This is a genomic window from Pseudomonas sp. R3-41, assembly GCF_054161485.1.
This window is the reverse complement of the sequence record NZ_CP096421.1, coordinates 3,293,934-3,316,874: the sequence shown is the minus strand read 5'-3', so window position 1 is coordinate 3,316,874 and position 22,941 is coordinate 3,293,934. Positions and strand designations below refer to the sequence as shown.

The following is a 22,941-nucleotide window of genomic DNA, read 5'->3' as shown; positions in this document are numbered from 1 at the left end:
AGTCCACAGGTGCCGGCGAGGCGCCTGGCGGCTACAATGCGCGCTTCGACCGTGACCAGCCTGACTAAAAACAAATGTCCTTGCCCAAACATCATCTGGAATTGCTCAGCCCCGCCCGCGACGTGACCATCGCCCGCGAGGCCATCCTGCATGGCGCCGACGCCGTGTACATCGGTGGCCCGAGTTTCGGCGCACGTCACAACGCCTGCAACGAGGTGGGCGATATCGCCCGGCTGGTGGAATTCGCCCACCGCTACCACGCCCGTGTGTTCACGACCATCAACACCATCCTGCACGACAACGAACTGGAGCCGGCCCGCCAGCTGATCCACCAGTTGTACGATGCCGGCGTCGACGCGTTGATCGTCCAGGACCTGGGGGTGATGGAGCTGGATATCCCGCCCATCGAGCTGCACGCCAGCACCCAGACCGACATCCGCACCCTGGCCCGGGCCAAGTTCCTCGACCAGGCCGGTTTCTCGCAACTGGTCCTGGCCCGTGAGCTGAACCTGCAGGAGATCCGCGCCATCGCCGACGAGACCGATGCGGCCATCGAGTTCTTCATCCACGGCGCGTTGTGCGTGGCCTTTTCCGGCCAGTGCAACATCTCCCACGCCCAGAACGGCCGCAGCGCCAACCGTGGCGACTGCTCCCAGGCCTGTCGCCTGCCCTACACCTTGAAGGACGACCAGGGCCGGGTGGTCGCCTATGAAAAACACCTGCTGTCGATGAAAGACAACAACCAGAGCGCCAACATCCGCGCCCTGGTCGAAGCCGGCGTGCGTTCGTTCAAGATCGAAGGGCGCTACAAGGACATGGGCTATGTGAAGAACATCACCGCCTATTACCGCCAGCGCCTGGACGATGTCCTTGAAGACCGCCCGGACCTGGCCCGTGCGTCCAGCGGCCGCACCGCACACTTCTTCGTTCCCGACCCGGACAAGACCTTCCACCGTGGCAGCACCGACTATTTCGTCAGCGAGCGCAAGATCGACATCGGCGCCTTCGACTCGCCGACCTTCACCGGCGTGCCGGTGGGCGTGGTGGAAAAAGTCGGCAAGCGCGACTTGCAAGTGGTGACCTTCGATCCACTGTCCAACGGCGACGGCCTCAACGTGCTGGTCAAGCGCGAAGTCGTCGGTTTCCGCGCCAACATCGCCGAGCCCAAGGGTGAGTTCGAAGAGGATGGCCAGAAGCGTTACCGCTACCGCGTCGAACCCAACGAGATGCCAGCCGGTATGTACCAGTTGCGCCCCAACCATCCGTTGAGCCGCAACCTGGACCACAATTGGCAGCAAGCATTGCTCAAGACCTCTTCCGAGCGTCGGGTCGGCCTGGCCTGGGTGGCGTGCCTGCGTGAAGAACGCCTGGAACTGACCGCCACCAGCGAAGAAGGCATTAGCGCCAGTGTTGCCCTCGATGGGCCGTTCGGCCTGGCGAACAAGCCGGAACAGGCCCTGGAGCAACTGCACGACCTGCTCGGTCAACTGGGCACCACCGAATACCACGCCACCGCCATCGAGCTGGATGCGCCCCAGGCGTTCTTCATCCCCAACTCGCAGCTCAAGGCGTTGCGCCGCGAAGCCATCGAAGCCCTGACCGCCGCCCGCATCAAGGCCCACCCACGCGGTGGCCGCAAGGCCGAGACCAGCCCGCCACCGGTGTACCCGGAGTCGCACCTGTCGTTCCTGGCCAACGTCTACAACCAGAAGGCCCGGGACTTCTACCATCGCCACGGGGTCAAGCTGATCGACGCGGCCTTCGAGGCCCACGAGGAAACCGGTGAAGTGCCGGTGATGATCACCAAGCACTGCCTGCGCTTCTCGTTCAACCTGTGCCCCAAGCAGGCCAAGGGCGTCACCGGCGTGCGCACCAAGGTCGCGCCGATGCAGCTGATCCACGGTGATGAAGTGCTGACGCTGAAGTTCGACTGCAAACCTTGCGAGATGCACGTGGTCGGCAAGATCAAGGGCCACATCCTCGACCTGCCATTGCCCGGCAGCACGGCGCAGCCCGTGGTAGGCCATATCAGCCCGGAAGACCTGCTCAAGACGATCCCGCGCGCACCGCATTAAGCAATAGCACGCCCACATTGGGTTTCGGGCGTTCACAAAACATGCATCCACCACAGGTCCCTGTGGGAGCGGGCTTGCTCGCGAAGGCGGCATAACAGTCAACGATGATGTTGAATGTGCTGGCCTCTTCGCGAGCAAGCCCGCTCCCACACAGAGTATCGGTGCTTGGAATGGATGTTTCATTTCTACGTCGTTTTCGCTTTTCCGGGCGACAAATCGTGTTCAAGGGGCTCCCCCGCCGCGCGCTCATGGTGTTAGGTTGTAAGTGATTGTTTCCATCAAACGACACTTCTCCCCTGCAAAGGAATGCCTGCCACCATGAACTTCCCGTTCAAGCGTCTTGCCATTGCCACCCTCATACTGTCCAGCCTGCCGTCATTCGCGATGTCGGCCAGCGCCAACATCACCGCACAACAAAGCGCGGCCATCGTCAAAACCTTCTCCGACACCTCCGTCAAGGATTTCAGGCACTTCCTTGGAGAGGTCGCCAAGAGCGACCTGGCCAAAACCGCCGACCTCGGCCCGGCCATCAGCGCCTTCCAAGACAACAAGACGCTGACCGCTGAACAACAGAACGAAATCCACCGCTTGCTGGGCCTTTACGCTCGGGTGAAATACGGCGAAGCCGCCACCGAGACGCTGAAGGAACTGGTCGCCATCCCGACCTATCGCAAGGACGGCGTTGCCCAGCACGAGAACCCGGAATTCCTCAAGATCGCCGACGAGATCAAGCGCCTCGCCGAATCCTTCGACCTGGACTTCCGCAACATCGACAACCGCGTCTATGAGATTTCCCTAGAAGGCAGCGGCGATGAAGTCGTTGGCATCCACGCCCATGCCGACGTGGTCCCGGTCACGCCGGAGAACTGGGTGTTGAAAGACGGTACGCGCCTCGATCCGTTCAAGGTCACCCTGGTGGGTGATCGCATGTATGGCCGCGGTACCGAGGACGACAAGAACGGTATCGTCGTGACGCTCTACGCCATGAAAATCATCAAGGAAGAAAAACTGCCGCTGGCGCGCAACTTCAAGCTGCTGGTCGACACCACCGAAGAAACCACCGGCGACGCCATCCCCTATTATTTCGAACGCAACCCGACGCCCAATTACAACCTGGCGCTGGATGGCGGCTACCCCGTGGTGATCGCCGAGAAAGGCTACGGCACGGTCATGGCCAACTTCCCTCGCCGCGCGGCCCAGGGCAAGGGCGCCGAAATCATCGCGTTGACGGGGGGCATGGCGACCAACCAGATCCCGTCGACCTCGGTGGCGACCTTCGTGACCGACAAGCCCACAGATCTGGCAGCGAACCTGCTCAAGGCCGGCACCGAATTCGCCAAGGCCAATGGCGGCGACTTTGAGGTAAAAAGCGCAGTGGCCGACAACGCGGTCAAGCTGACCTTCACTGGCGTTTCGGCCCACTCCTCCGAGCCCGAATCAGGCGTCAACCCGGTCTCCAGAATGCTGGTGTTCATCAACGGTCTCGACGGCAAGGTCGCCCTCAAGCACAACCACATCACCGACGCCGCCCGCTACGCCGCCGACAACTGGGGGCTGGACTATCTGGGCAACAAGCTGGGGATTGGCTTCTCCGATGCATTCATGGGGCCGCTGACCGCGTCCCTGACCTACGTCGGCATGGATGAGCAGACCTTCAAGCTGGCGGTCAACCTGCGGGTGCCGGTGGGCAAGCCAACCGAAACGCTGAAGACTGAAATCAACGATAAGCTCTCCGCCTGGGCCAAGAAGTCCCAGGTCGCCGTAGCCTTCGACAACACTATCGACGCACCGATGTACCGAAATCCCGAAGGTGAATGGGTCAAGGCGCTACTGGCCGTCGCCACGGAGAACCTGGGCATGGAACACACGTTCGGCACTTCCGCCGGCGCCACCTCGGTCCATGACCTGCCCAACGGCGTGCAATTCGGCCTGGCGATGCCCAACGTCAAGTACACCGGGCACAACGACAATGAGTTCAAGACGGTGGAGCAGTTCCTGCTGGACTTGCAGATCGTGACCGAGATGATGGGGCGGATCGGGCAGTTGCCGAAGCTCTGATCGGCCCTGAGCGAGACGGTTATCAAGGCCTGTGGGTGATCATTGTGGCGAGGGAGCTTGCTCCCGCTCGGTTGCGCAGCGACCGCAAGTTTTTTGGGACTGCTGCGCAGTCCAGCGGGAGCAATCTCTGGCCACAGGTTTACCCTTATTCCTTCACCTTATTCCTTCAGGTGAGTAGCGCTTGGATCGATGACCTTCGCGGTAACGTCGACCAACTCCAGCCCCCAATCCCCATGCAGGTACCAGTCCTCGCCGATCATCTCGGCCGGGTGCATCGTGCGATCGGCACCGTTGCCGCAGGCCAGCGCACTGGTCGGACAGTAACGATCACACCCCCAGCAAATGCGCTCGGGATGCTTGGGACTGATGGGAAACGGCTTTGCCATGAGGCCCCCGCATAACCAATGGGTGTACCCGTACCCTACTCCGGCGGGCCACTGCCGCCCTTGATCCTGATCAAGAACAGCCGCACGGGAACGAACTGACGTTCACCGATCAAAAATTCACGCTGAAAATTGACAAGAATCATTATTATTCGCAGCGAAGCTTCCTAGACTCGGCGCCATCCTTTAGCCAACCAGGAAGTCATCATGCGTACCCTTGCTCCGTTGTCCCTCGCCCTGCTGTTGCTGCCAACATTAGCCCAGGCCAAGGAATACCCCATCGGCGAACCGCAACTGTGCCCGGGGCTGGAAGTCGGCGCGGTGTACCTGCAACCGATCGAAATGGCCCCCGCCGGGATGATGCGCGCCACGGCCGAGTCCGACGTGCACCTGGAAGCCGACATCCGCGCCACCGCGGACAACCAGCAAGGCTTCCAGGAAGGCAGTTTCGTGCCTTATCTGAACGTGTCGTTCCAACTGAAGAAACAAGGCAACGACACCGCGCTCAAGGGCGACTTCCACGCCATGGTCGCCAACGACGGGCCGCACTACGGCGACAACGTCAAGCTGCTCGGCCCTGGCAAATATCAATTGACCTTCACCGTCCTGCCACCGGGCGGCCACGCCTCCCTCGGTCGTCATACCGACAAGGAAACCGGCGTGGCGCCGTGGTTCGAACGCTGCGAACTGCACTACGAATTCGTCTACGCCGGGGTCGGTAAAAAAGGCGGGTACTGAACATGAGCCACCGATCCTGGCTGTCCTGCCTAGCCTGGCTGACGCTGGTCGGTCTGCTGCTGCCATCCATCGCCCAGGCCGAACTGCCCACTTATGAATTGAGCATCCGCGACGGGCATTTTACGCCGCCGCAACTGGAAGTACCGGCCGGGCAACGCTTCAAGATCGTGTTGAAAAATGTCGGCCAGGGCCCGGCGGAGTTCGAAAGCACGCCATTGCGCGTCGAGAAAGTGCTCTCGCCCGGTGTTACGACGTTCGTGGTCATTCATCCGCTGCGCCCTGGGCACTACCCGTTTTTCGACGAATTCAATCCGCAACTGCCCGAGGGCGGGATTCTCGCCCGGTAATCGGCCAGCAGGAGGCGTTAGCATGACTCAATCGATGTTTATTGTCTGGCGCGAAAGCGTCGAGGCATTGTTGGTGATCGGGATTCTCCAGGCCTGGGTCAGCCAGCAGCAACAGGCCAGCCAACTGCGACGTTATGTATGGGCCGGCGCGGCGTTGGGCTTGCTGCTTTCCGGCGTGCTGGCCGGCCTGATCCTGCTCGCCGGCGAGGCCATGAGCGGTACCACCAGTGAATGGTTCCAGGCGGCGTTGGCCTTGGTCGCCAGCTTGCTGATCGTGCAGATGGTCGGCTGGATGCACCGAAACGCACGGACGCTCAAGCATGACCTGACACGCCACGCCGACCAGCGCCTGGGCCGCCAGGGTGGCCTGGGCCTGTTGGTCCTGGCCTTGCTCGCCGTCAGCCGCGAAGGCAGTGAAACCGTGGTCTTCCTGTATGGCGCCGGTGCGCGCCTGCAGGGGCCGCCATTGGGCTTGTTCGCCGTGGGCGCACTGGCCGGGCTGGTGTTGTCGCTGCTGACCGTCTCCCTGCTGCACAGCAGTCGCCGGTTCATCTCGTGGCCGCGTTTTTTTGCCATCAGCGAAACGATCCTGCTGCTGTTGGGCGCGGCACTGCTGGTCAGCGCCTTCGAGCGGGTCGGCGGGCAATTGCTGGCGATGGATTGGCCCGAGGCGGTGTATCGCGGCATTGGCGACGCGCTGTGGGACAGCAGTGCGCTCCTCGACGACGGCCACGGTTTGGGTGGGTTCCTGGCGGATTTCGCTGGGTATCGCGCCAGTCCGAGTGCGATGACGTTGCTGGTGTGGCTGGGCTATTGGGGAGTGGTCGCGGGTTGGTTGCGACCACGTAAGGCGGAAACCCTGCCATGCCCGACCTGAACCCCTGGCTCCAACGCCTGGGCGACGGCATGCGTCGCCATGGCTCGGCAATTCGTGCGGTGCAATGGGCGGTGGTGCTGTTCTACGCGGTGCTGTTGGTGGTGCCGGCCATGTTGCCATTGCCCAATAGCCAGGCGCGGCTGTTGGACAACCTGACGCTGCTGGCGCAGTTCCTGTTCTGGGGCATCTGGTGGCCGTTCGTGTTGCTGTCGATCGTGCTGTTCGGTCGCCTCTGGTGTGGCGTGTTGTGCCCGGAAGGCGCTTTGAGCGAATGGGCCAGCCAGTACGGCAAGGGCCTCGGGGTGCCGCGCGGGGTGCGCTGGGCTGGCTGGCCGACTTTGGCGTTCTGCCTGACCACGGTCTACGGCCAGTTGATCAGCGTGTACGACTATGCCCAGGCAGCGCTGTTGATCCTCGGCGGCTCGACCGTCGCCGCAGTGATCGTCGGCCTGTTGTTCGCCCGGGGCAAGCGGGTGTGGTGCCGTTACCTGTGCCCGGTCAGCGGTGTGTTTGCCCTGCTCGCTCGCCTGGCGCCGGTGCACTTTCAGGTGGATGAACAACGCTGGCTGGAAAACCCGCCGCCCCGGCGCCCGCCCCCCAACTGCGCACCGCTGCTGGACATCCGTCGCCTGCGCGGCGCAGCCGATTGCCACGCCTGTGGTCGTTGCAGCGGCCAGCGCGACGCGGTACGGCTGATTGCCCGCTCCAGCAACGCGGAAATTCTCCAGGCGACGGCCAACACACTTTCCCCCTGGGACGCTCGCCTGCTGCTGTTCGGTGTCATCGGCCTGGCCATGGGCGCGTTCCAGTGGACCGTCAGCCCTTGGTTCATCAACCTCAAGCAAAGCCTGGCCCAATGGCTGGTGAGTCACGATTGGCTCTGGGCACTCCAGGACAACGCGCCCTGGTGGTTGCTGACCCACTACCCGCACCTCAATGACAGTTTCAGTTGGCTCGACGGCTGTTGCATCGTCGCGTACCTGGGCCTGAGTGCGCTGCTGATGGGCACTTCGTTGCTGTTTCTCATGCGCCTGGCCGCATGGCTCTCAGGCGACACGACAAACTACCAGCCCCTGGCCCTCACCCTGACGCCCCTTGGCGGTGCCGGGTTGTTCCTCGGTTTGTCGGCAACCACGGTCAAGTTGTTGCGCTATGAAGGCCTGTTGCTGGAGTGGGTAACGCCGGCCCGGGCCGCGCTTTTAACGGCAGCGATCGCCTGGAGCCTGTGGCTGGGCTGGAAGCGCCTGCAGGCAAGCGTGGCATCGCCGATCCGACGCTTGCCCGCCATGGCCTGCCTGGTCCTGGCCAGCGGCTGGGTGGGGTATGGCTGGTGGTTGCAATTCTGGGGTTGGTGATCGAGGGATTGCGGGGGATCACAAAAGCCATCCCCACCACAATTCCCCTGTGGGAGCGGGCTTGCTCGCGAATGCGTCGGGTCAGCTACATATACATTGACTGACAAACCGCCTTCGCGAGCAAGCCCGCTCCCACAATGGTTTCGGGGTGATTGTTGAATTTGTATTCACCACAGATCCCTGTGGGAGCGAGCTTGCTCGCGAAGGGGGCGTGTCAGACGACATCCCTGCCAGCAGACCCACCGCTATCCACCACTCAACTGCGCAACACAAACGAAGGAAACAACTCGCGCATGGCCGCCCACAGCTCAGGCTGCAAGGCCTGCGCCGAGACGCTGGAAAGATGGGGATCAAGCATCCGGGCAGTGCGCACCAGTTGCACGGCAAAGCGGCTGACGCCACGCTCGTTCAGGCGCCGGGCCAGGGTCAGCAACCGTTCGGGGTCGAACAGATGCCAGTGCACCGTCGTGCGACATTCATAGTCCACGCCGCTGTCCAGCAAATGATCAAGACTGCGCCAGTTGGCGGCGCCGCTGCCTTCGACCCGAGTCACGTCCAGGGCGTCTTCGGGCAAGGCCTTGACGTCGAAGCCCACCCAATCGGCTTGCCCAACCACCTTGGCGAAGGCCGCCGGCTTGATGCCAGCGCTGTGCAGGCCGATGCGAAAACCCATCTGCCGCACTTCTTCCATGGCCGGCCCCAGGCCGTCCTGCAAGGTTGGCTCGCCGCCGCTGAACACCACGGCGTCGAGCAGATCCTGCCGGCGTTGCAGAAACGCCAACACCCGGCACCAATCCACCTCTTCGCTACCGCGCGGCGGGATCAGTTGCGGGTTATGGCAATAACGACAACGCCAGGCACACCCCTGGCAAAACAGCACGCAGGCCAGTTGGCCCGGGTAATCGAGGGTGGTCAGGGGCACCATGCCCCCGACCCGTAGCACTCGACTCATGGACGCCCGGCCGCGCGTTCGGTGAAGTGCACCCGCTCGCGGTGCTCGGACTGCTTGCCCGGGTTGAAGGCCGCCACCGGGCGGTGATAACCCATCACCCGGGTCCAGACTTCGCAACGTTGACGCTGTGCCTGTGGAGTCGTTTGTACTGCGCTCATGGGTAAAGCTCCTAACGGTCGATGGATCGGATCAGTGAACGCTGCCTGCCGACTGCTGTTGCAGCAGCAAGGCCTCGTCGCATTTCGGGCAGAACTCGTGTTCGCCAGCCAAGTAGCCGTGCACCGGGCAGATGGAAAAGGTCGGCGTGATGGTCAGGTACGGCAGGCGGAAACGTCCCAGGGCCTTGCGCACCAGTTGCTTGCAGGCCTGGGTGGAGGAAATCTGCTCGGCCATGTACAGGTGCAACACGGTGCCGCCGGTGTATTTGCATTGCAGTTCGTCTTGCAGCTCCAGGGCTTCGAACGGATCCTCGGTGAAGCCCACCGGCAGTTGCGAGGAGTTGGTGTAGTACGGTGCGACCGAGCTGCCGGCCTGCAGAATATCCGGGTAACGCTTGAGGTCTTCCTTGGCGAAGCGGTACGTGGTGCCTTCGGCGGGCGTGGCCTCGAGGTTGTAGAGGTGGCCGGTTTCCTCTTGGAAACGCAGCAATGTGGCGCGCACGTGGTCCAGCAGTTTCAGGGCGAAGGCCCGGCCCTGTTCGGTGTGCAGGCCCTCCTGGTCATCGGTGAAATTGCGCAGCATTTCGTGAAGGCCATTCACGCCAATGGTGGAGAAGTGATTGCGCAACGTGCCCAGGTAGCGCTTGGTGTAGGGATACAAGCCAGCATCCATGTGATGCTGGATGACCTTGCGCTTGACCTCCAGGCTCTCTTTCGCCAGTTCCATCAGGGTATCGATGCGTTGCAGCAACCCACTGGTGTTGCCTTTGTACAGGTAGCCCAGGCGCGCGCAGTTGATCGTCACCACCCCCAGGGAGCCGGTCTGTTCCGCGGAGCCGAACAAGCCGCCACCGCGCTTGAGCAGCTCGCGCACGTCCAGTTGCAGGCGGCAGCACATCGAGCGCACCTGGTTGGGTTGCATGTCCGAATTGAGAAAGTTCTGGAAATACGGCAAGCCGTAGCGGGCGGTCATTTCGAACAGCCGGTCGGCGTTCTCGCTGTCCCACGGGAAGTCGTGAGTGATGTTGTAGGTTGGGATCGGGAAAGTGAAGACCCGGCCTTTCGCATCGCCGGCCTGCATCACCTCGATGTAGGCGCGGTTGATCAACTCCATTTCCGCTTGCAGGTCACCGTAGGCGAACGGCATTTCTTCGCCGCCGATGATCGGGATCTGCTCACGCAGGTCCTGGGGACAGACCCAGTCGAATGTCAGGTTGGTGAACGGGGTTTGCGTGCCCCAGCGCGACGGTACGTTGAGGTTGTAGATGAACTCCTGCAACGACTGGCGAATCTCGTCGTAGCTGAGCTGATCCTTGCGCACATAGGGCGCCAGGTAGGTATCGAACGAGCTGAACGCTTGGGCACCGGCCCATTCGTTTTGCAGGGTGCCGAGGAAATTCACCATCTGGCCCAGGGCACTGCTCAAGTGCTTGGGCGGCCCAGCCTCGACCCGCCCGGGCACGCCGTTGAGACCTTCGTGCAGCAAGGTGCGCAAGGACCAACCGGCACAGTAGCCGGCGAGCATGTCCAGGTCGTGGATATGCAGGTCTGCCTCGCGGTGCGCCTCGCCGATGGCCTGGCTGTAGACTTCGTCGAGCCAGTAGTTGGCGGTGACCTTGCCCGACACGTTGAGGATCAGCCCGCCCAGGGAATAACCCTGGTTGGCGTTGGCCTGCACGCGCCAGTCTTCACGATCCAGGTATTCGTTCATCGACGTGGCGACTTCCACCAGCGTACGGCGATCCCGACGCAGGCGTCCGTGCTGCTCGCGGTAGACGATGTAGGCGCGCATGGACAGGAAGTACCCGGCGTCCATCAGCACACGCTCGACCCGGTCCTGGATCTGCTCGACATTCAACCGAGTCTGCCCTTCCAACCGCGCCAATACCGCCTCAAGCAAGCCTTCGGCCTCGGCTTCGGCGTATTCGCCGGTAGCCTTGCCAGCGGCGATCAACGCCTGGCGGATCTTGTCCGCATCAAAGGCGACCACACTGCCATCGCGCTTGTGCAAGCGGTTACAGCCTACTGAGATCAACGTGCTCTGCATTTTGGCTCCAGACACTACATATAGGTTTTTTGAGATCTATGAACACAATATGCAGTGAAGAGTACGGACAAAACGCAGGGTTGCAATTGATCGGCATCAAGAATCGGGAGCGACTGCCATCAGCCTTGAAAGGTCATTTTATGGGCACCAAAAATCTCCTGTGGGAGCGAGCCTGCTCGCGATAGCGGTGGATCAGTTGACATCAATGTTGACTGGACCGCCGTCATCGCGAGCAAGCTCGCTCCCACATTGGTTTCGGAGTGACTGCAGGATCTGAATTCACCCAAAATCCCCCTGTGGGAGCGGGCTTGCTCGCGAAGAGGCCAGCACATTCAACATCCATGCAAGCTGACCCACCGCCTTCGCGAGCAAGCCCGCTCCCACAGGAGTTTCGGGGTAACTGTGGGATTTCTATTCATAACAGCCCCCCTTCTGCTAACCACCACTCATGTTCATGAACCGGACGATCTGTACTTCCCCGCCAGGGCTGAAGTCATGCTGCAAGGGCTTGCCCTTGAGTGCCTGTTTGATCGACTGAATGATCGGCTGATCGTCCAGCGGATAACGCCGCAGCAAGCCCCGCAGGTCGAGGGAGTCCTCTTGCCCCAGGCACAGCAGCAAGCGCCCTTCGACGGTCATGCGCACGCGATTGCAACTGGCGCAGAAGTTATGGGTGTTGGGCGAAATGAAACCGATGCGGGTCTGCGGATGATGCGCCAGGCGCACATAACGCGCCGGTCCGCCGCTGCTCTCGGCGCTGTCGAGCAAACGATGATGACGGGCTATCTCGGCCCGCACCTCATCGCTGGAACAGAACGACTCGCCTCGGGAACGGCCCACCTCACCCAACGGCATTTCCTCGATGAAGCTGATGTCGATGCGTTGATCGATGGCGTACTGCACCAACGCCGGGACTTCATCGAAGTTGCGCCCTTTCATGACCACGCAGTTGAGCTTGATCCGCTCGAACCCAGCGACCTTCGCCGCGTCGATGCCGGCCAGCACCCGGTCCAGATCGCCGTTACGGGTGATCGCCCGAAAACGCTCGCCGTCCAGGCTGTCGAGGCTGATGTTCATGCGTTTGACCCCAGCGTCCACCAGGGGCTGGGCCAATCGTCCCAGCTGCGAGCCATTGCTGGTCATCACCAGTTCCCGCAGGCCGGGCAATGCCGCGATGTCGCGACACAGCCCGACGATGCCCGGACGGATCAGCGGCTCGCCACCGGTCAGGCGGATTTTCTTTACCCCCAGGCCGACGAACAGCCGCGCCAGGCGCTGCAATTCCTCCAGGGTCAACACTTGCTGACGCGGCAGGAAGGTCATGTTTTTCGCCATGCAATACACACAGCGAAAATCACAACGATCGGTCACCGACATCCGCAAATAATCGATCTGGCGCCCAAACCCGTCCTGCAACACCGCGTTCATGTAAATCTCCCGATTGAGCCCGTGCTCACTGCACCAGCGGCGAGTCGGCGCCCTGAAGGTGAATGCCGCGAATGTCCGCCGCACCGATCAGGGTTTGCAGGTACTGCACCAGCGCCTTTTGCCAAACGCCCTGCTGCAACTGGGTACGAATCGCCGTCGCCACCGCCTCATACGGCAATGGTTGGCCATCGATGCGCTGGTCGATGCTGATCACGTGCCAGCCATAACGGCTTTCCAGCGGTTTGCTGGCCAGGCCCGCCGGCAGGGTGAACAACTGGCGCTCCAGCTCCGGCACGGTCTGGCCCTTGCTGATCTGCCCCAACGAGCCGCCCTGCTCCTTGGATGGACACGCCGAATACTTCAGTGCCAGCTCGGCGAAGCTGCCCGGGAACTGGTCCAACCGTTCCAGCAGCAGCTCGGCCTGGACATGGGCCAGGCTGCGGGCCTCGGCATCGTCCGGCGCACATTCGAGCAGGATGTGCCGCACCGCCAGCAATGGCGCGCTGTGGAAGCGAGCGCGGTTGCTTTCGTAGTAACGCAGGCAGGTGGCCTCGTCGCACTGCGGCACCTGCACCTCACGTTCCAGCAACAGCCGCGTCGCCGCTTCTTCTTCGTTTTCTCCGGCACCGACCTGCAACGCCAGGCCCAGCTCGGCGATGCGCTGCTGGAGCAATTCGCGAATCACCAGCGCCCGAGCGGCCTGGTAGACCGCCTCCTCGCGACTGTCAGCCGGGTGATATTGCAGCTCCTGGGCCATCGCCTGCGGGGCGATCGACACCCCGTTGACTCTGATGATCGGCCACTCCTGCTCACTGCTGGCGATCAGCTGTGGCGCTTCATCCTCTGCCACCGGCCCCGCCTGGGCCGGCTCGAACTGCACCGCCCCAACCGGCTCCACATCAACCACCGGCGGCACTTTTGCCGAGGAACCGCAACCACCGCCCCCGCTACCACCGCCACATCCGCATCCACTCGCCATGATCTTCTCCTCAGAACTTCTGCCGAACGATTTGATAACGACGCCCCAGGTACCAGACCGGCGCACTGACGATGTGGACCAGACGGGTGAACGGGAACAGCACGAACAGCGTCAGGCCCAGCACCACGTGGAGCTTGTAGACCAGGCCCACCGGCGCGATCGAGGTCGCGGCTTCAACCGGGCGCAACAGCACGGTGTTCTGGGCCCAGTCGGCCAGCATCACCATCACCGAGCCGTCCATATGGGCGGTGGATGCGACGATGGTCATCAGCCCCAACACCAACTGCACCAGCAATACCACCAGCACCAGGATGTCCGACACATTGGAGGTGGCGCGCACCCGTGGGTCGGTCAGGCGCCGGTTGAGCAGCATCAGCAAACCGATCAGGCCGAGCACACCGAAGAAACCGCCGGAAACCATCGCCAGCAACTGCTTGTTCTCGGTACTCAGGAAGTGGTGATAAACCGCCGAAGGCGTCAGCAACCCGACGAAATGCCCGGCCAGCACGAACAGCACACCGATGTGAAACAGGTTGCTGGCCACGCGCATGCCGCGCTTGTTCAGCATCTGGCTCGAACCGGCCTTCCAGGTGTACTGGGACAGATCAAAGCGTGCCCAACTGCCGAGCAGGCAAATCGCCAAAGCGACATAGGGGTAGACCCCGAACAACAACAGATCCCATTTAGACATTGCCCACCTCCCCGGCAGGCGCTGCGGCCCGCCCTTCATGCTGAAAATCCACCCAGTGCAGCGGCACTGCACTTTCGTCCCGGGCCTTGCCCGGCGCGCTTGGCATCGAACTGCAGCGGTCCTGCTGCTCGGCCTTCATGAAATCCACGGCCTCTTCTTCCCAGACCTTGTCCAGGGCTTCGAGGGAGTCATCCCGATGCTCGGCCTTCACCTGTTCGAGCATCTCGGCCACCGCCGCCTGGGGTTCTGTCCCGGCGATCTGCAACAAGGCCCGGAAGCAACTGGCGTAGGCGCTTTCACGCTCCTCCAGGCGCGCCGCGAGCAAGGCCAGCAGGTGCGCCACATCGGCCAGGCCCTCGCGGGCCTCCAAGTCTTCGCGGGTGGAGAGAAACTCCAGGTACAGCGGGATGTAGTCGGGCAGTTCCTTGACGCCGATGGCGAACCCGGCTTCTTCGTACTGGGCCATCATGTCGACCATGGCCTGGCCCCGGTCGCGGGACTCGCCATGGACGTGTTCGAACAGCAGCAGCGACAGTGAACGACCGCGGCCGAACAGCGCACCGTAGTGCTCCTGGCCATCCATCAGGTCCTGGCCGCAGACCAGCTCCAGCAACTCGAACAAACCGGCACGCTGGGCGGGACTGATTTCCCGCGCCTGCACGATGGCCTGCTCCAGCTCGTCGCGACCGGCCACCAGGGTCTCGGTCGGGTAATCGAGCAGCAACGAAATCACCTTGAGAATGCGCATGCTCATTCCTCCCACAACTGTACGGTCTTGATCACGTCGCGGCGGTTGGCTTTCTTGCCACCGAACATGTTGGTGTCGGAGCTGCCGCTGCAACCGCTGCCGAAACTGAAACCACAACCGGAGCGCTCGGCGAACGCGTCGCTCATGGCGTCTTCGCGGTGGGCACTCGGCACCACGAAACGGTCTTCGTAGTTGGCGATGGCCAGGTAGCGGTACATCTCTTCCACCTGGTTAACGCTCAGGCCGACGTCAGCCAGCACTTGCAGGTCCTGCACGCCGTCGACCTGCTCGGCCCGTTTGTAGGCGCGCATCGCCAGCAAGCGTTTGAGCGCAAGCTTGACCGGCTTTTCATCGCCGGCGGTGAGCATGTTCGCCAGGTAGCGCAGCGGGATCCGCAGGCTGTCGACGTCCGGGATCACACCGTTCATACCCACCGTGCCAGCCGTGGCAGCGTTCTGGATCGGCGACAGTGGCGGCACGTACCAGACCATCGGCAAGGTGCGGTATTCCGGGTGCAGCGGCAGTGCGAGTTTCCAGTCCACGGCCATTTTGTAGACCGGCGAACGTTGGGCCGAATCGATCACCGACTGCGGCACGCCATCGGCCAGGGCCTGGCGAATCACCGCCGGGTCGTTCGGGTCGAGGAAGATCTCCAGTTGCTTCTCGTACAGGTCCTGCTCGTTGGCGGTGCTCGCCACTTCGCTGATGCGGTCGGCGTCATACAGCAGCACACCGAGATAGCGAATCCGACCGACGCAGGTTTCGGCGCAAACGGTCGGCATCCCGGCTTCGATGCGCGGGTAGCAGAAGATGCATTTTTCCGACTTGCCGCTCTTCCAGTTGAAGTAGATCTTCTTGTACGGGCAGCCGCTGATGCACATGCGCCAGCCGCGGCATTTCTCCTGGTCGATGAGGACGATGCCGTCCTCCTCGCGCTTGTAGATCGCACCGCTCGGGCACGATGCCGCGCACGCCGGGTTCAGGCAGTGCTCGCACAGGCGCGGCAGGTACATCATGAAGGTGTTTTCGTACTCGCCGTAGATGTCCGCCTGGATCTTGTCGAAGTTCTTGTCCTTGCGCCGCTTGGCGAATTCAGTACCGAGGATTTCCTCCCAGTTCGGGCCCCACTCGATCTTCTCCATGCGCTTGCCCGACACCACCGAGCGTGGGCGCGCGGTGGGTTGGTGCTCGCCCAGCGGTGCGGTGTGCAAGTGCTGGTAGTCGAAGTCGAACGGCTCGTAGTAATCGTCCAGGCTCGGCAGGTCCGGGTTGGCGAAGATGTTCGCCAGCACGCGGAACTTGCCGCCGATGCGCGGGTTGATCGAGCCGTCGGCGTTGCGCACCCAGCCGCCCTTCCACTTGTCCTGGTTTTCCCACTCTTTGGGATAGCCGATGCCCGGCTTCGATTCGACGTTGTTGAACCAGGCGTATTCCATGCCTTCACGGCTGGTCCAGACGTTCTTGCAGGTAATCGAGCAGGTGTGGCAGCCGATGCATTTGTCCAGGTTCAGGACCATGCCGATTTGTGAGCGAATCTTCATCTCAGTTCTCCTCGATATCAGTCGGCAGTGGACGCGGCAAATCATCGCCACTGGAACCGTCGAGCCAATCGACCTTGACCATCTTGCGCACCACGACGAATTCGTCGCGGTTGCAACCGACCGTGCCGTAATAGTTGAAGCCGTAGGCCTGTTGGGCGTAGCCGCCGATCATGTGGGTGGGCTTGAGCACCACGCGGGTCACCGAGTTGTGGTGGCCGCCACGGGTCTTGGTGGTTTCCGAACCCGGCACGTTCACGATCCGTTCCTGGGCGTGGTACATCATCACCATGCCTTCCTTGACCCGCTGGCTGACCACCGCCCGGGCGGTCAGCGCGCCGTTGGCGTTGAAGCATTCGATCCAGTCGTTGTCCTCGATCCCGGCGCGCTTGGCGTCGATCTCCGAGAGCCAGACAATCGGTCCGCCACGGCTCAAGGTCAGCATCAACAGGTTGTCGCTGTAGGTGCTGTGGATGCCCCACTTCTGGTGCGGGGTGATCCAGTTCAGGACGATCTCGGTCTCGCCATTGCTGCGCTTGCCCTTCACGCCTTCGATGGTGCGGGTGTTGACCGGCGGCCGGTAACTCATCAGTTGCTCGCCGAACGCCTGCATCCACGGGTGATCCTGGTAGAACTGCTGGCGGCCGGTGATGGTGCGCCATGGGATCGACTCATGAACGTTGGTGTAGCCGGCGTTGTAGCTCACGTGATCGTCTTCCAGGCCGGACCAGGTCGGGCTGGAGATGATCTTGCGCGGCTGGGCCTGGATGTCACGGAAGCGAATCGCCTCGTGCTCCTTCGACACCGCCAGGTGGCTGTGGTCGATGCCGGTGAATTCCGACAATGCTGCCCAGGCTTTCACCGCGACATGGCCGTTGGTTTCCGGGGCCAGGGACAGGATCACTTCGGCGGCGTCGATGGCGCTGTCGATTTTTGGCCGGCCTTGGCTGATGCCCGCGTCGACTTCCTTGTGGTTCAGCTCACCGAGGAATTTCACTTCGGTGTCGGTGTTCCAGTTGATGCCCTTGCCGCCGTTGCCGAGTTTTTCCAGCATCGGGCCCAGGGAGGTGAACTGCTTGTAGATGTTCGGGTAGTCACGCTCGACCACTTGCAGGTTTGGCGCATTCTTGCCCGGTTGCGGGGCCACGCCGGCGCTCTTCCAGTCGGTGCCGCCAAACGGCTGGGCCAGTTCGCCGACGCTGTCGTGCATCAACGGTACGGTGACCAGGTCTTTCTCGACGCCGAGGTGACCGACCGACATGGCCGAGAACGCCTTGGCGATGCCTTTGTAGATTTCCCAGTCCGAACGTGATTCCCAGGCCGGATCGATGGCGGCCGACAGTGGGTGAATGAACGGGTGCATGTCCGAGGTGTTCATGTCGTCTTTTTCGTACCAGGTGGCGGTCGGCAAGACGATGTCGGAATACACGCAGGTCGAGGACATGCGGAAGTCCAGGGTGGTCACCAGGTCGAGCTTGCCAATGGCGCCCTCGTCGACCCATTCGGCTTCGGTGGGCTTGCACTCGGTGCTATGACCGATGTCTTCGTTCATCACGCCGTTCTTGGTACCGAGCAGGTACTTGAGCATGTACTCGTGGCCCTTGCCCGAAGACCCGAGCAGGTTGGAACGCCAGATGAACATGTTGCGCGGGAAGTTCACCGGGCTGTCCGGCTGCTCGCAGGCAAAACGCAGTGAACCGTCCTGCAGCGACTTGACCACGTAGTCTTTCGGATCAAGGCCAGCGGCGGCGGCATCGCGGCAGATGTTCAGCGGGTTGGTGTTGAGCTGTGGCGCGCTGGGCAACCAGCCGGCGCGTTCGGCGCGGATGTTGTAGTCCAGGGCGTGCTCGGGGAACTGCGACTTATCGGCCAGAGGCGAGAGCACATCGTGCATGCTCATCTTCTCGTGGCGCCATTGCGAACTGTGGCCGTAGAAGAAGCTGGTGCCGTTCATCTGCCGTGGCGGACGGTTCCAGTCCAGGCCAAAGGCCAGGGGCAGCCAGCCGCATTGCGGACGGAGTTTTTCCTGGCCGACGTAGTGGGCCCAGCCGCCGCCAGTCTGGCCAACGCAACCGCAGAGCATGAGCATGTTGATCAGCCCGCGGTAATTCATGTCCATGTGGTACCAGTGGTTCATCGCCGCACCGACGATGATCATCGAGCGTCCACGGGTCTTGTCGGCGTTGTCGGCGAACTCGCGGGCGATCTGGATCGCCTTCTCGCGGCTCACACCGGTAATCTGCTCCTGCCAGGCCGGGGTGCCGGGCACCGAGGCGTCGTCATAGTCCCTGGCAACGTTGGCGCCGCCCAGGCCACGGTCGATCGCCAGGTTGGCCGCCGACAGGTCGAACACCGTGGCGACTTTCGCTACGCTGCCATCGGCCAGCACCACGCTGTGCACCGGCACCCGCCGGAACTGCACCGCGTCGCCGGCCACGTGTTGGAAGTACTCCTGGGCTTCGCCGGCGAAGTACGGGAACGCCACCTCGGCGACGTCGCCGCCGATCAAGCTCAGCTTGAGGTCGATCTCACGTCCCTCACCGCCTTCACGGGGCAGGATGTTCCACTTGCCCTTCTCACCCCAGCGATAACCGATGGAGCCTTGTGGCGACACCAGTTCGCCGGCGGCATCCAGGGCGATGGTTTTCCATTCCGGGTTGTTGTCCTGGCCGAGGTTGTCGGTCAGGTCGCTGGCCCGCAGAAAACGGTCCGGCTGGTAACCGGCGCCCGGCGCTGCGCCGAGCATCGGCTTGAGCATCACCAGCACCGGCAGGTCGGTGTAGCGCTTGGCGTATTCGGTGAAATAGGCGCTCGGCTTGTCCAGGTGGAATTCTTTGAAGATCACATGGTTAAAGGCCTGGGCCAGCGCGGCGTCGGTGCCCTGCTTGGGGTTGAGCCACAGGTCGGTGAGCTTGGCGACTTCCGAATAGTCCGGGGTAATCGCCACGGTCTTGGTGCCCTTGTAGCGCACCTCGGTGAAGAAGTGCGCGTCGGGGGTACGGGTCTGCGGGACGTTGGAGCCCCAGGCAATGATGTAGTTGGAGTTGTACCAGTCGGCCGATTCCGGCACGTCGGTCTGCTCGCCCCAGACCATCGGCGACGCTGGCGGCAAGTCGCAGTACCAGTCGTAGAAGCTCAGGCACACGCCACCGATCAGCGACAGGTAGCGCGAGCCGGCGGCGTAACTGACCATCGACATGGCCGGGATCGGCGAGAAGCCCACCACCCGGTCCGGGCCGTGTTCCTTGACGGTGTAGACGTTGGCCGCGGCAATGATCTCGTTGACTTCTTCCCAGTTGGAACGAATGAAGCCGCCCATGCCGCGCTTGCTCTTGTACGAGTCGGCCTTGGCCTTGTTCTCGACGATGCTGGCCCAGGCTTCCACCGGCGACAAGGTCTGCCGGGCTTCGCGCCAGAGCTTGAGCAACGGCTTGCGGATCTTCGGGTACTTGAGCCGATTGGCGCTGTAGATGTACCAGCTGTAGCTGGCGCCACGAGGGCAGCCGCGTGGCTCGTGGTTAGGCAAGTCGTTGCGGGTGCGCGGGTAGTCGGTCTGCTGGGTTTCCCAGGTGATCAGGCCGTTCTTGACGTAGATTTTCCACGAGCACGAACCGGTGCAGTTCACTCCATGGGTGGAACGCACGATCTTGTCGTACTGCCAGCGGGAACGGTAGACGTTTTCCCAGTCGCGGGACTCCTTGCGGGTCTCGCCGTGGCCGTCTGAAAACTCGCCTTGCTTGCGGTTGAAGAACCGCAGTTGATCCAGTAAATGACTCACAATGTCTTCCTCTCAGGCTTGCTCCGCGGGGTCTGCGCCCCGCCCACGCAATAGTTGAATTCGTCTAGCAGGGGGTCGCCGCGCCTTTGCGGGCGTACCACCACCAGGTCACCACGATGCAGCTCAGGTAGAAGCCGACGAACATGTAGAAGGCCATCTCCGGGCCGCCGGTCAGGGCCATCGAAGTGCCGAAGGATTTGGGGATGAAGAAGGCTCCGAAGGCGCCCATGGCCGAGCTGAAGCCCAGCACGGCAGCCGATTCCTTGCCGGCATTCTTCAGGGCCTGCTCGCGCTGCTCGGGCTTTTTGCCCAGGGCGGCTTTCTCATGCAGGGTGCGGAAGATCACCGGGATCATGCGGAAGGTCGAACCGTTGCCCACGCCGGTGGTGATGAACAGCAACATGAACATGCCCAGGAAGCCGTAGAAGCTGCCGCCCTCGCCGCCTTTTGGCAGAAAGTGCAAGACGCCGAACACCATCACGATCATCAACACGAAGTTCCACAGGGTGACTTTCGCACCGCCGAGCTTGTCCGCCAGCCAGCCGCCCAGCGGCCGCACCAAGGCGCCTACCAGCGGGCCGAGGAAGGCGAATTTCAGGGCGATCACTTCAGGAAACGAGGTCTTGATCAGCAGCGGGAACGCGGCAGAGAAACCGATGAAGGAGCCGAAGGTCGCCAGGTACAGCCAGCACATCAGCCAGTTGTGCTTGCGCTTGAAAATCACCGCCTGTTCGCTGAACGAAGCCCGGGCGCTGGACAAATCGTTCATGCCGAACCAGGCAATCACGGTCACGGCGAGGATGAACGGCACCCAGATGAAACCGGCGTTCTGCAACCACAGCGAGCTGCCATCGGCCAGCACTTGGGGTTGGCCGCCCATGAAGCCGAACACACCGAAGGAAATCACCAGCGGCACGCTGAACTGCATCACCGACACACCCAGGTTGCCCAGCCCGGCGTTCAGGCCCAGGGCGGTGCCCTGTTGGGATTTCGGGTAGAAGAAGCTGATGTTGGACATGCTCGAGGCGAAGTTGCCGCCGCCGAAACCGCAGAGCAATGCGATCAGCACGAACACGCTATAAGGCGTGGCCGAATCCTGCACCGCGAAGCCCATCCACAAGGCCGGTATCAGCAACGATGCGGTGCTCAGCGCGGTCCAACGACGGCCACCGAAGATCGGCACCATGAACGAGTAGAAGATGCGCAAGGTCGCGCCAGACAGCCCCGGCAACGCCGCCAGCCAGAACAGCTGGTCGGTGCTGAAGCTGAAGCCGATGGCGTTCAGGCGCACGATCACCGTGCTCCAGACCATCCACACGGCGAAGGCCAACAGCAGCGCCGGGATGGAGATCCACAGGTTGCGCCGGGCGGTCTGTTTGCCGCTGCGGCCCCAGAAGGCCGGGTCTTCCGGGCGCCAGTCATGAATGACCGGGCCCTTTTCAGGCGTTTGCAGAACGGACATGTTCTTCTCCTTGGGCAATGCTGGAAAACGGGGATTGGCTGGCCGGCGGTTGTTTACCCAGCAGCGGGCGCTTGCGCACTTCGCTCAGGTACATCCAGATCAACGAGACCCAGACCACGCCGTACAGCAACATGAAGCAGGACGAGCGCACGCCGGTGAGGTCCACCAGGGCGCCAAACATGATCGGCAGCACGAAACCACCCAGGCCGCCGGCCAGGCCGACGATGCCGGACACCGCGCCCATGTTCTGCGGGTAGTCGTTGGCGATGTACTTGAAGACCGAGGCCTTGCCGAACGCGAAGGCGATGCCCATCACGAACAGCAGCACGGTGAACAGCGTGGCGTTGAGGCCGATGTGAAAATCAACGATGCCGTTGACGGTTTGCACTTGCAGCTGGGTTTGCGGATAGGACAGCAGGAACAGGCAGATCCAACTCACCCACAGCACCCACCAGGTCACGCTCTGGGCGCCCCAACGGTCGGACATCCAGCCACCGACGGCCCGCAGCACGCCACCGGGCAAGGAAAAACACGCCGCCAACAGCGCCGCGCTTTGCAGGCTGAAGCCGTATTCCTGCACGTAGTACTTGGTCATCCACAACGCCAGGGCCACGTAGCCGCCGAACACGATCGAGTAGTACTGGCAGTAGCGCCACACCGCAGGATCTTTCAGTGACTTGAGTTGCTCACGCAGCGTGGCGCCGCCGGCACTTTGGTGTTCTTTTTTCTCGGCGGTGAGAAACCAGAACAGTAATGCCGTGATGAACAGGATCGCGCTGAACACCTTCGGCACCAGGTGCCAGGTGCCGAACGCGATCAGGGCTGGGGCGAGGAACTTGGTCACTGCCGCACCGGCGTTGCCGGCGCCGAACACGCCCATGGCGAAACCCTGGTTCTGTTTGTCGAACCATTTGGCGACGTAGGCGATGCCCACCGAGAACGAGCCGCCGGCCAGGCCGACGAACAGACCCAGCACCAGGAACTGCCAATAGGCCGTGGCCAGGGTGATCAGGTACAGCGGCAACACGCAGGCGAGCATCAGCAGGAAGAACACGATCCGTCCGCCAAAGCGGTCGGTCAGAAGCCCCAGGGGCAAACGTACCAGAGAACCGGTGAGTACCGGCGTGGCGGCCAACAGGCCAAATTGGGTTTCGTTGAGGGCCAGCAATTCCTTGATCGGAACGCCGAGCACGGCAAACATCATCCAGACCATGAAGCACACGGTGAAGGCCAAGGTACTCATCCCTAGTACCAGCCCTTGTTGCACTTGTGCTCGCATTACGAGGCACTCCGTCAGTTCGATGAGCGCAGCCTAGTGATACGAACC

The 22,941-nt window shown here is 62.3% G+C and carries 18 protein-coding genes; 6 read left to right on the top strand and 12 right to left on the bottom strand.

What is annotated here, in order from left to right; translation table 11 throughout:
• Positions 1-74 precede the first annotated feature (74 nt).
• Both M1D99_RS14805 and M1D99_RS14800 read left to right on the top strand, forming a co-directional pair.
• Positions 75-2,075, top strand: coding sequence for a peptidase U32 family protein (locus tag M1D99_RS14805; protein ID WP_434576160.1), 2,001 nt, complete (start codon positions 75-77; stop codon positions 2,073-2,075).
• A 318-nt stretch (positions 2,076-2,393) separates the two neighbouring features.
• A complete protein-coding gene (locus M1D99_RS14800) occupies positions 2,394-4,133 on the top strand; it encodes a dipeptidase (RefSeq protein WP_458132077.1) in 1,740 nt (579 codons plus the stop codon).
• 158 nt (positions 4,134-4,291) lie between these two features.
• Here the strand turns inward: M1D99_RS14800 and M1D99_RS14795 are convergent, their stop codons facing one another.
• Positions 4,292-4,519, bottom strand: coding sequence for a DUF3079 domain-containing protein (locus M1D99_RS14795; protein ID WP_186705795.1), 228 nt, complete (start codon positions 4,517-4,519; stop codon positions 4,292-4,294).
• 204 nt (positions 4,520-4,723) lie between these two features.
• Here M1D99_RS14795 and M1D99_RS14790 point away from each other — a divergent pair, with 204 nt between their 5' ends.
• The 4 genes from M1D99_RS14790 to M1D99_RS14775 are packed head-to-tail and all read left to right on the top strand — an operon-like array spanning position 4,724 to position 7,833.
• Positions 4,724-5,254, top strand: coding sequence for an iron transporter (locus tag M1D99_RS14790; protein ID WP_434576156.1), 531 nt, complete (start codon positions 4,724-4,726; stop codon positions 5,252-5,254).
• A gap of 2 nt (positions 5,255-5,256) precedes the next feature.
• Positions 5,257-5,601, top strand: a complete 345-nt coding sequence (locus M1D99_RS14785) for a cupredoxin domain-containing protein (protein WP_186705793.1) — start codon at positions 5,257-5,259, stop codon at positions 5,599-5,601.
• A gap of 22 nt (positions 5,602-5,623) precedes the next feature.
• On the top strand, positions 5,624-6,478 hold the full coding sequence (locus tag M1D99_RS14780; RefSeq protein ID WP_434576152.1) for an FTR1 family iron permease: 855 nt from the start codon (positions 5,624-5,626) through the stop codon (positions 6,476-6,478).
• Positions 6,466-7,833 carry a 4Fe-4S binding protein gene (locus M1D99_RS14775; RefSeq protein ID WP_458132076.1) on the top strand — a complete coding sequence of 456 codons (1,368 nt, stop codon included), beginning with the start codon at positions 6,466-6,468 and terminating at the stop codon, positions 7,831-7,833. Before M1D99_RS14780 ends, M1D99_RS14775 begins: the two co-directional genes overlap by 13 nt.
• A 256-nt stretch (positions 7,834-8,089) precedes the next feature.
• Here M1D99_RS14775 and M1D99_RS14770 read toward each other — a convergent pair whose 3' ends face one another.
• The 11 genes from M1D99_RS14770 to M1D99_RS14720 all read right to left on the bottom strand — a co-directional run bounded on the left by M1D99_RS14770 (position 8,090) and on the right by M1D99_RS14720 (position 22,893).
• Entirely contained in the window at positions 8,090-8,785 is a 696-nt protein-coding gene (locus M1D99_RS14770; RefSeq protein ID WP_225917587.1) for an anaerobic ribonucleoside-triphosphate reductase activating protein, read from the bottom strand.
• Positions 8,782-8,943 (bottom strand): anaerobic ribonucleoside-triphosphate reductase, encoded by a 162-nt coding sequence (gene nrdD, locus M1D99_RS14765; protein ID WP_186729275.1) that lies wholly within the window; start codon positions 8,941-8,943, stop codon positions 8,782-8,784. The genes M1D99_RS14770 and nrdD overlap by 4 nt, the downstream gene beginning before the upstream one ends.
• A gap of 31 nt (positions 8,944-8,974) precedes the next feature.
• Entirely contained in the window at positions 8,975-10,990 is a 2,016-nt protein-coding gene (locus M1D99_RS14760; RefSeq protein WP_434576147.1) for a ribonucleoside triphosphate reductase, read from the bottom strand.
• A 435-nt stretch (positions 10,991-11,425) separates the two neighbouring features.
• The gene (gene moaA, locus M1D99_RS14755) at positions 11,426-12,418 is read right to left on the bottom strand and encodes a GTP 3',8-cyclase MoaA (protein ID WP_186705789.1); all 993 of its coding nucleotides are present in this window, start codon (positions 12,416-12,418) and stop codon (positions 11,426-11,428) included.
• 25 nt (positions 12,419-12,443) lie between these two features.
• The gene (locus tag M1D99_RS14750) at positions 12,444-13,397 is read right to left on the bottom strand and encodes a peptidylprolyl isomerase (protein WP_458132075.1); all 954 of its coding nucleotides are present in this window, start codon (positions 13,395-13,397) and stop codon (positions 12,444-12,446) included.
• Positions 13,398-13,407: 10 nt separating this feature from the next.
• Positions 13,408-14,088, bottom strand: coding sequence for a respiratory nitrate reductase subunit gamma (gene narI, locus M1D99_RS14745; protein WP_186705787.1), 681 nt, complete (start codon positions 14,086-14,088; stop codon positions 13,408-13,410).
• Positions 14,081-14,836: a nitrate reductase molybdenum cofactor assembly chaperone gene (narJ, locus tag M1D99_RS14740; RefSeq protein WP_186705786.1), complete on the bottom strand. Its 756-nt coding sequence runs from the start codon at positions 14,834-14,836 to the stop codon at positions 14,081-14,083. The genes narI and narJ overlap by 8 nt, the downstream gene beginning before the upstream one ends.
• Positions 14,837-14,838: 2 nt before the next feature.
• Positions 14,839-16,377 carry a nitrate reductase subunit beta gene (gene narH, locus M1D99_RS14735; RefSeq protein ID WP_186705785.1) on the bottom strand — a complete coding sequence of 513 codons (1,539 nt, stop codon included), beginning with the start codon at positions 16,375-16,377 and terminating at the stop codon, positions 14,839-14,841.
• A 1-nt stretch (position 16,378) separates the two neighbouring features.
• Positions 16,379-20,152: a nitrate reductase subunit alpha gene (locus M1D99_RS14730; protein WP_434576141.1), complete on the bottom strand. Its 3,774-nt coding sequence runs from the start codon at positions 20,150-20,152 to the stop codon at positions 16,379-16,381.
• A 64-nt stretch (positions 20,153-20,216) separates the two neighbouring features.
• Positions 20,217-21,614 carry a NarK family nitrate/nitrite MFS transporter gene (locus M1D99_RS14725; protein ID WP_434576139.1) on the bottom strand — a complete coding sequence of 466 codons (1,398 nt, stop codon included), beginning with the start codon at positions 21,612-21,614 and terminating at the stop codon, positions 20,217-20,219.
• Positions 21,592-22,893 (bottom strand): MFS transporter, encoded by a 1,302-nt coding sequence (locus M1D99_RS14720; RefSeq protein ID WP_434576137.1) that lies wholly within the window; start codon positions 22,891-22,893, stop codon positions 21,592-21,594. Before M1D99_RS14720 ends, M1D99_RS14725 begins: the two co-directional genes overlap by 23 nt.
• Positions 22,894-22,941 lie beyond the last annotated feature (48 nt).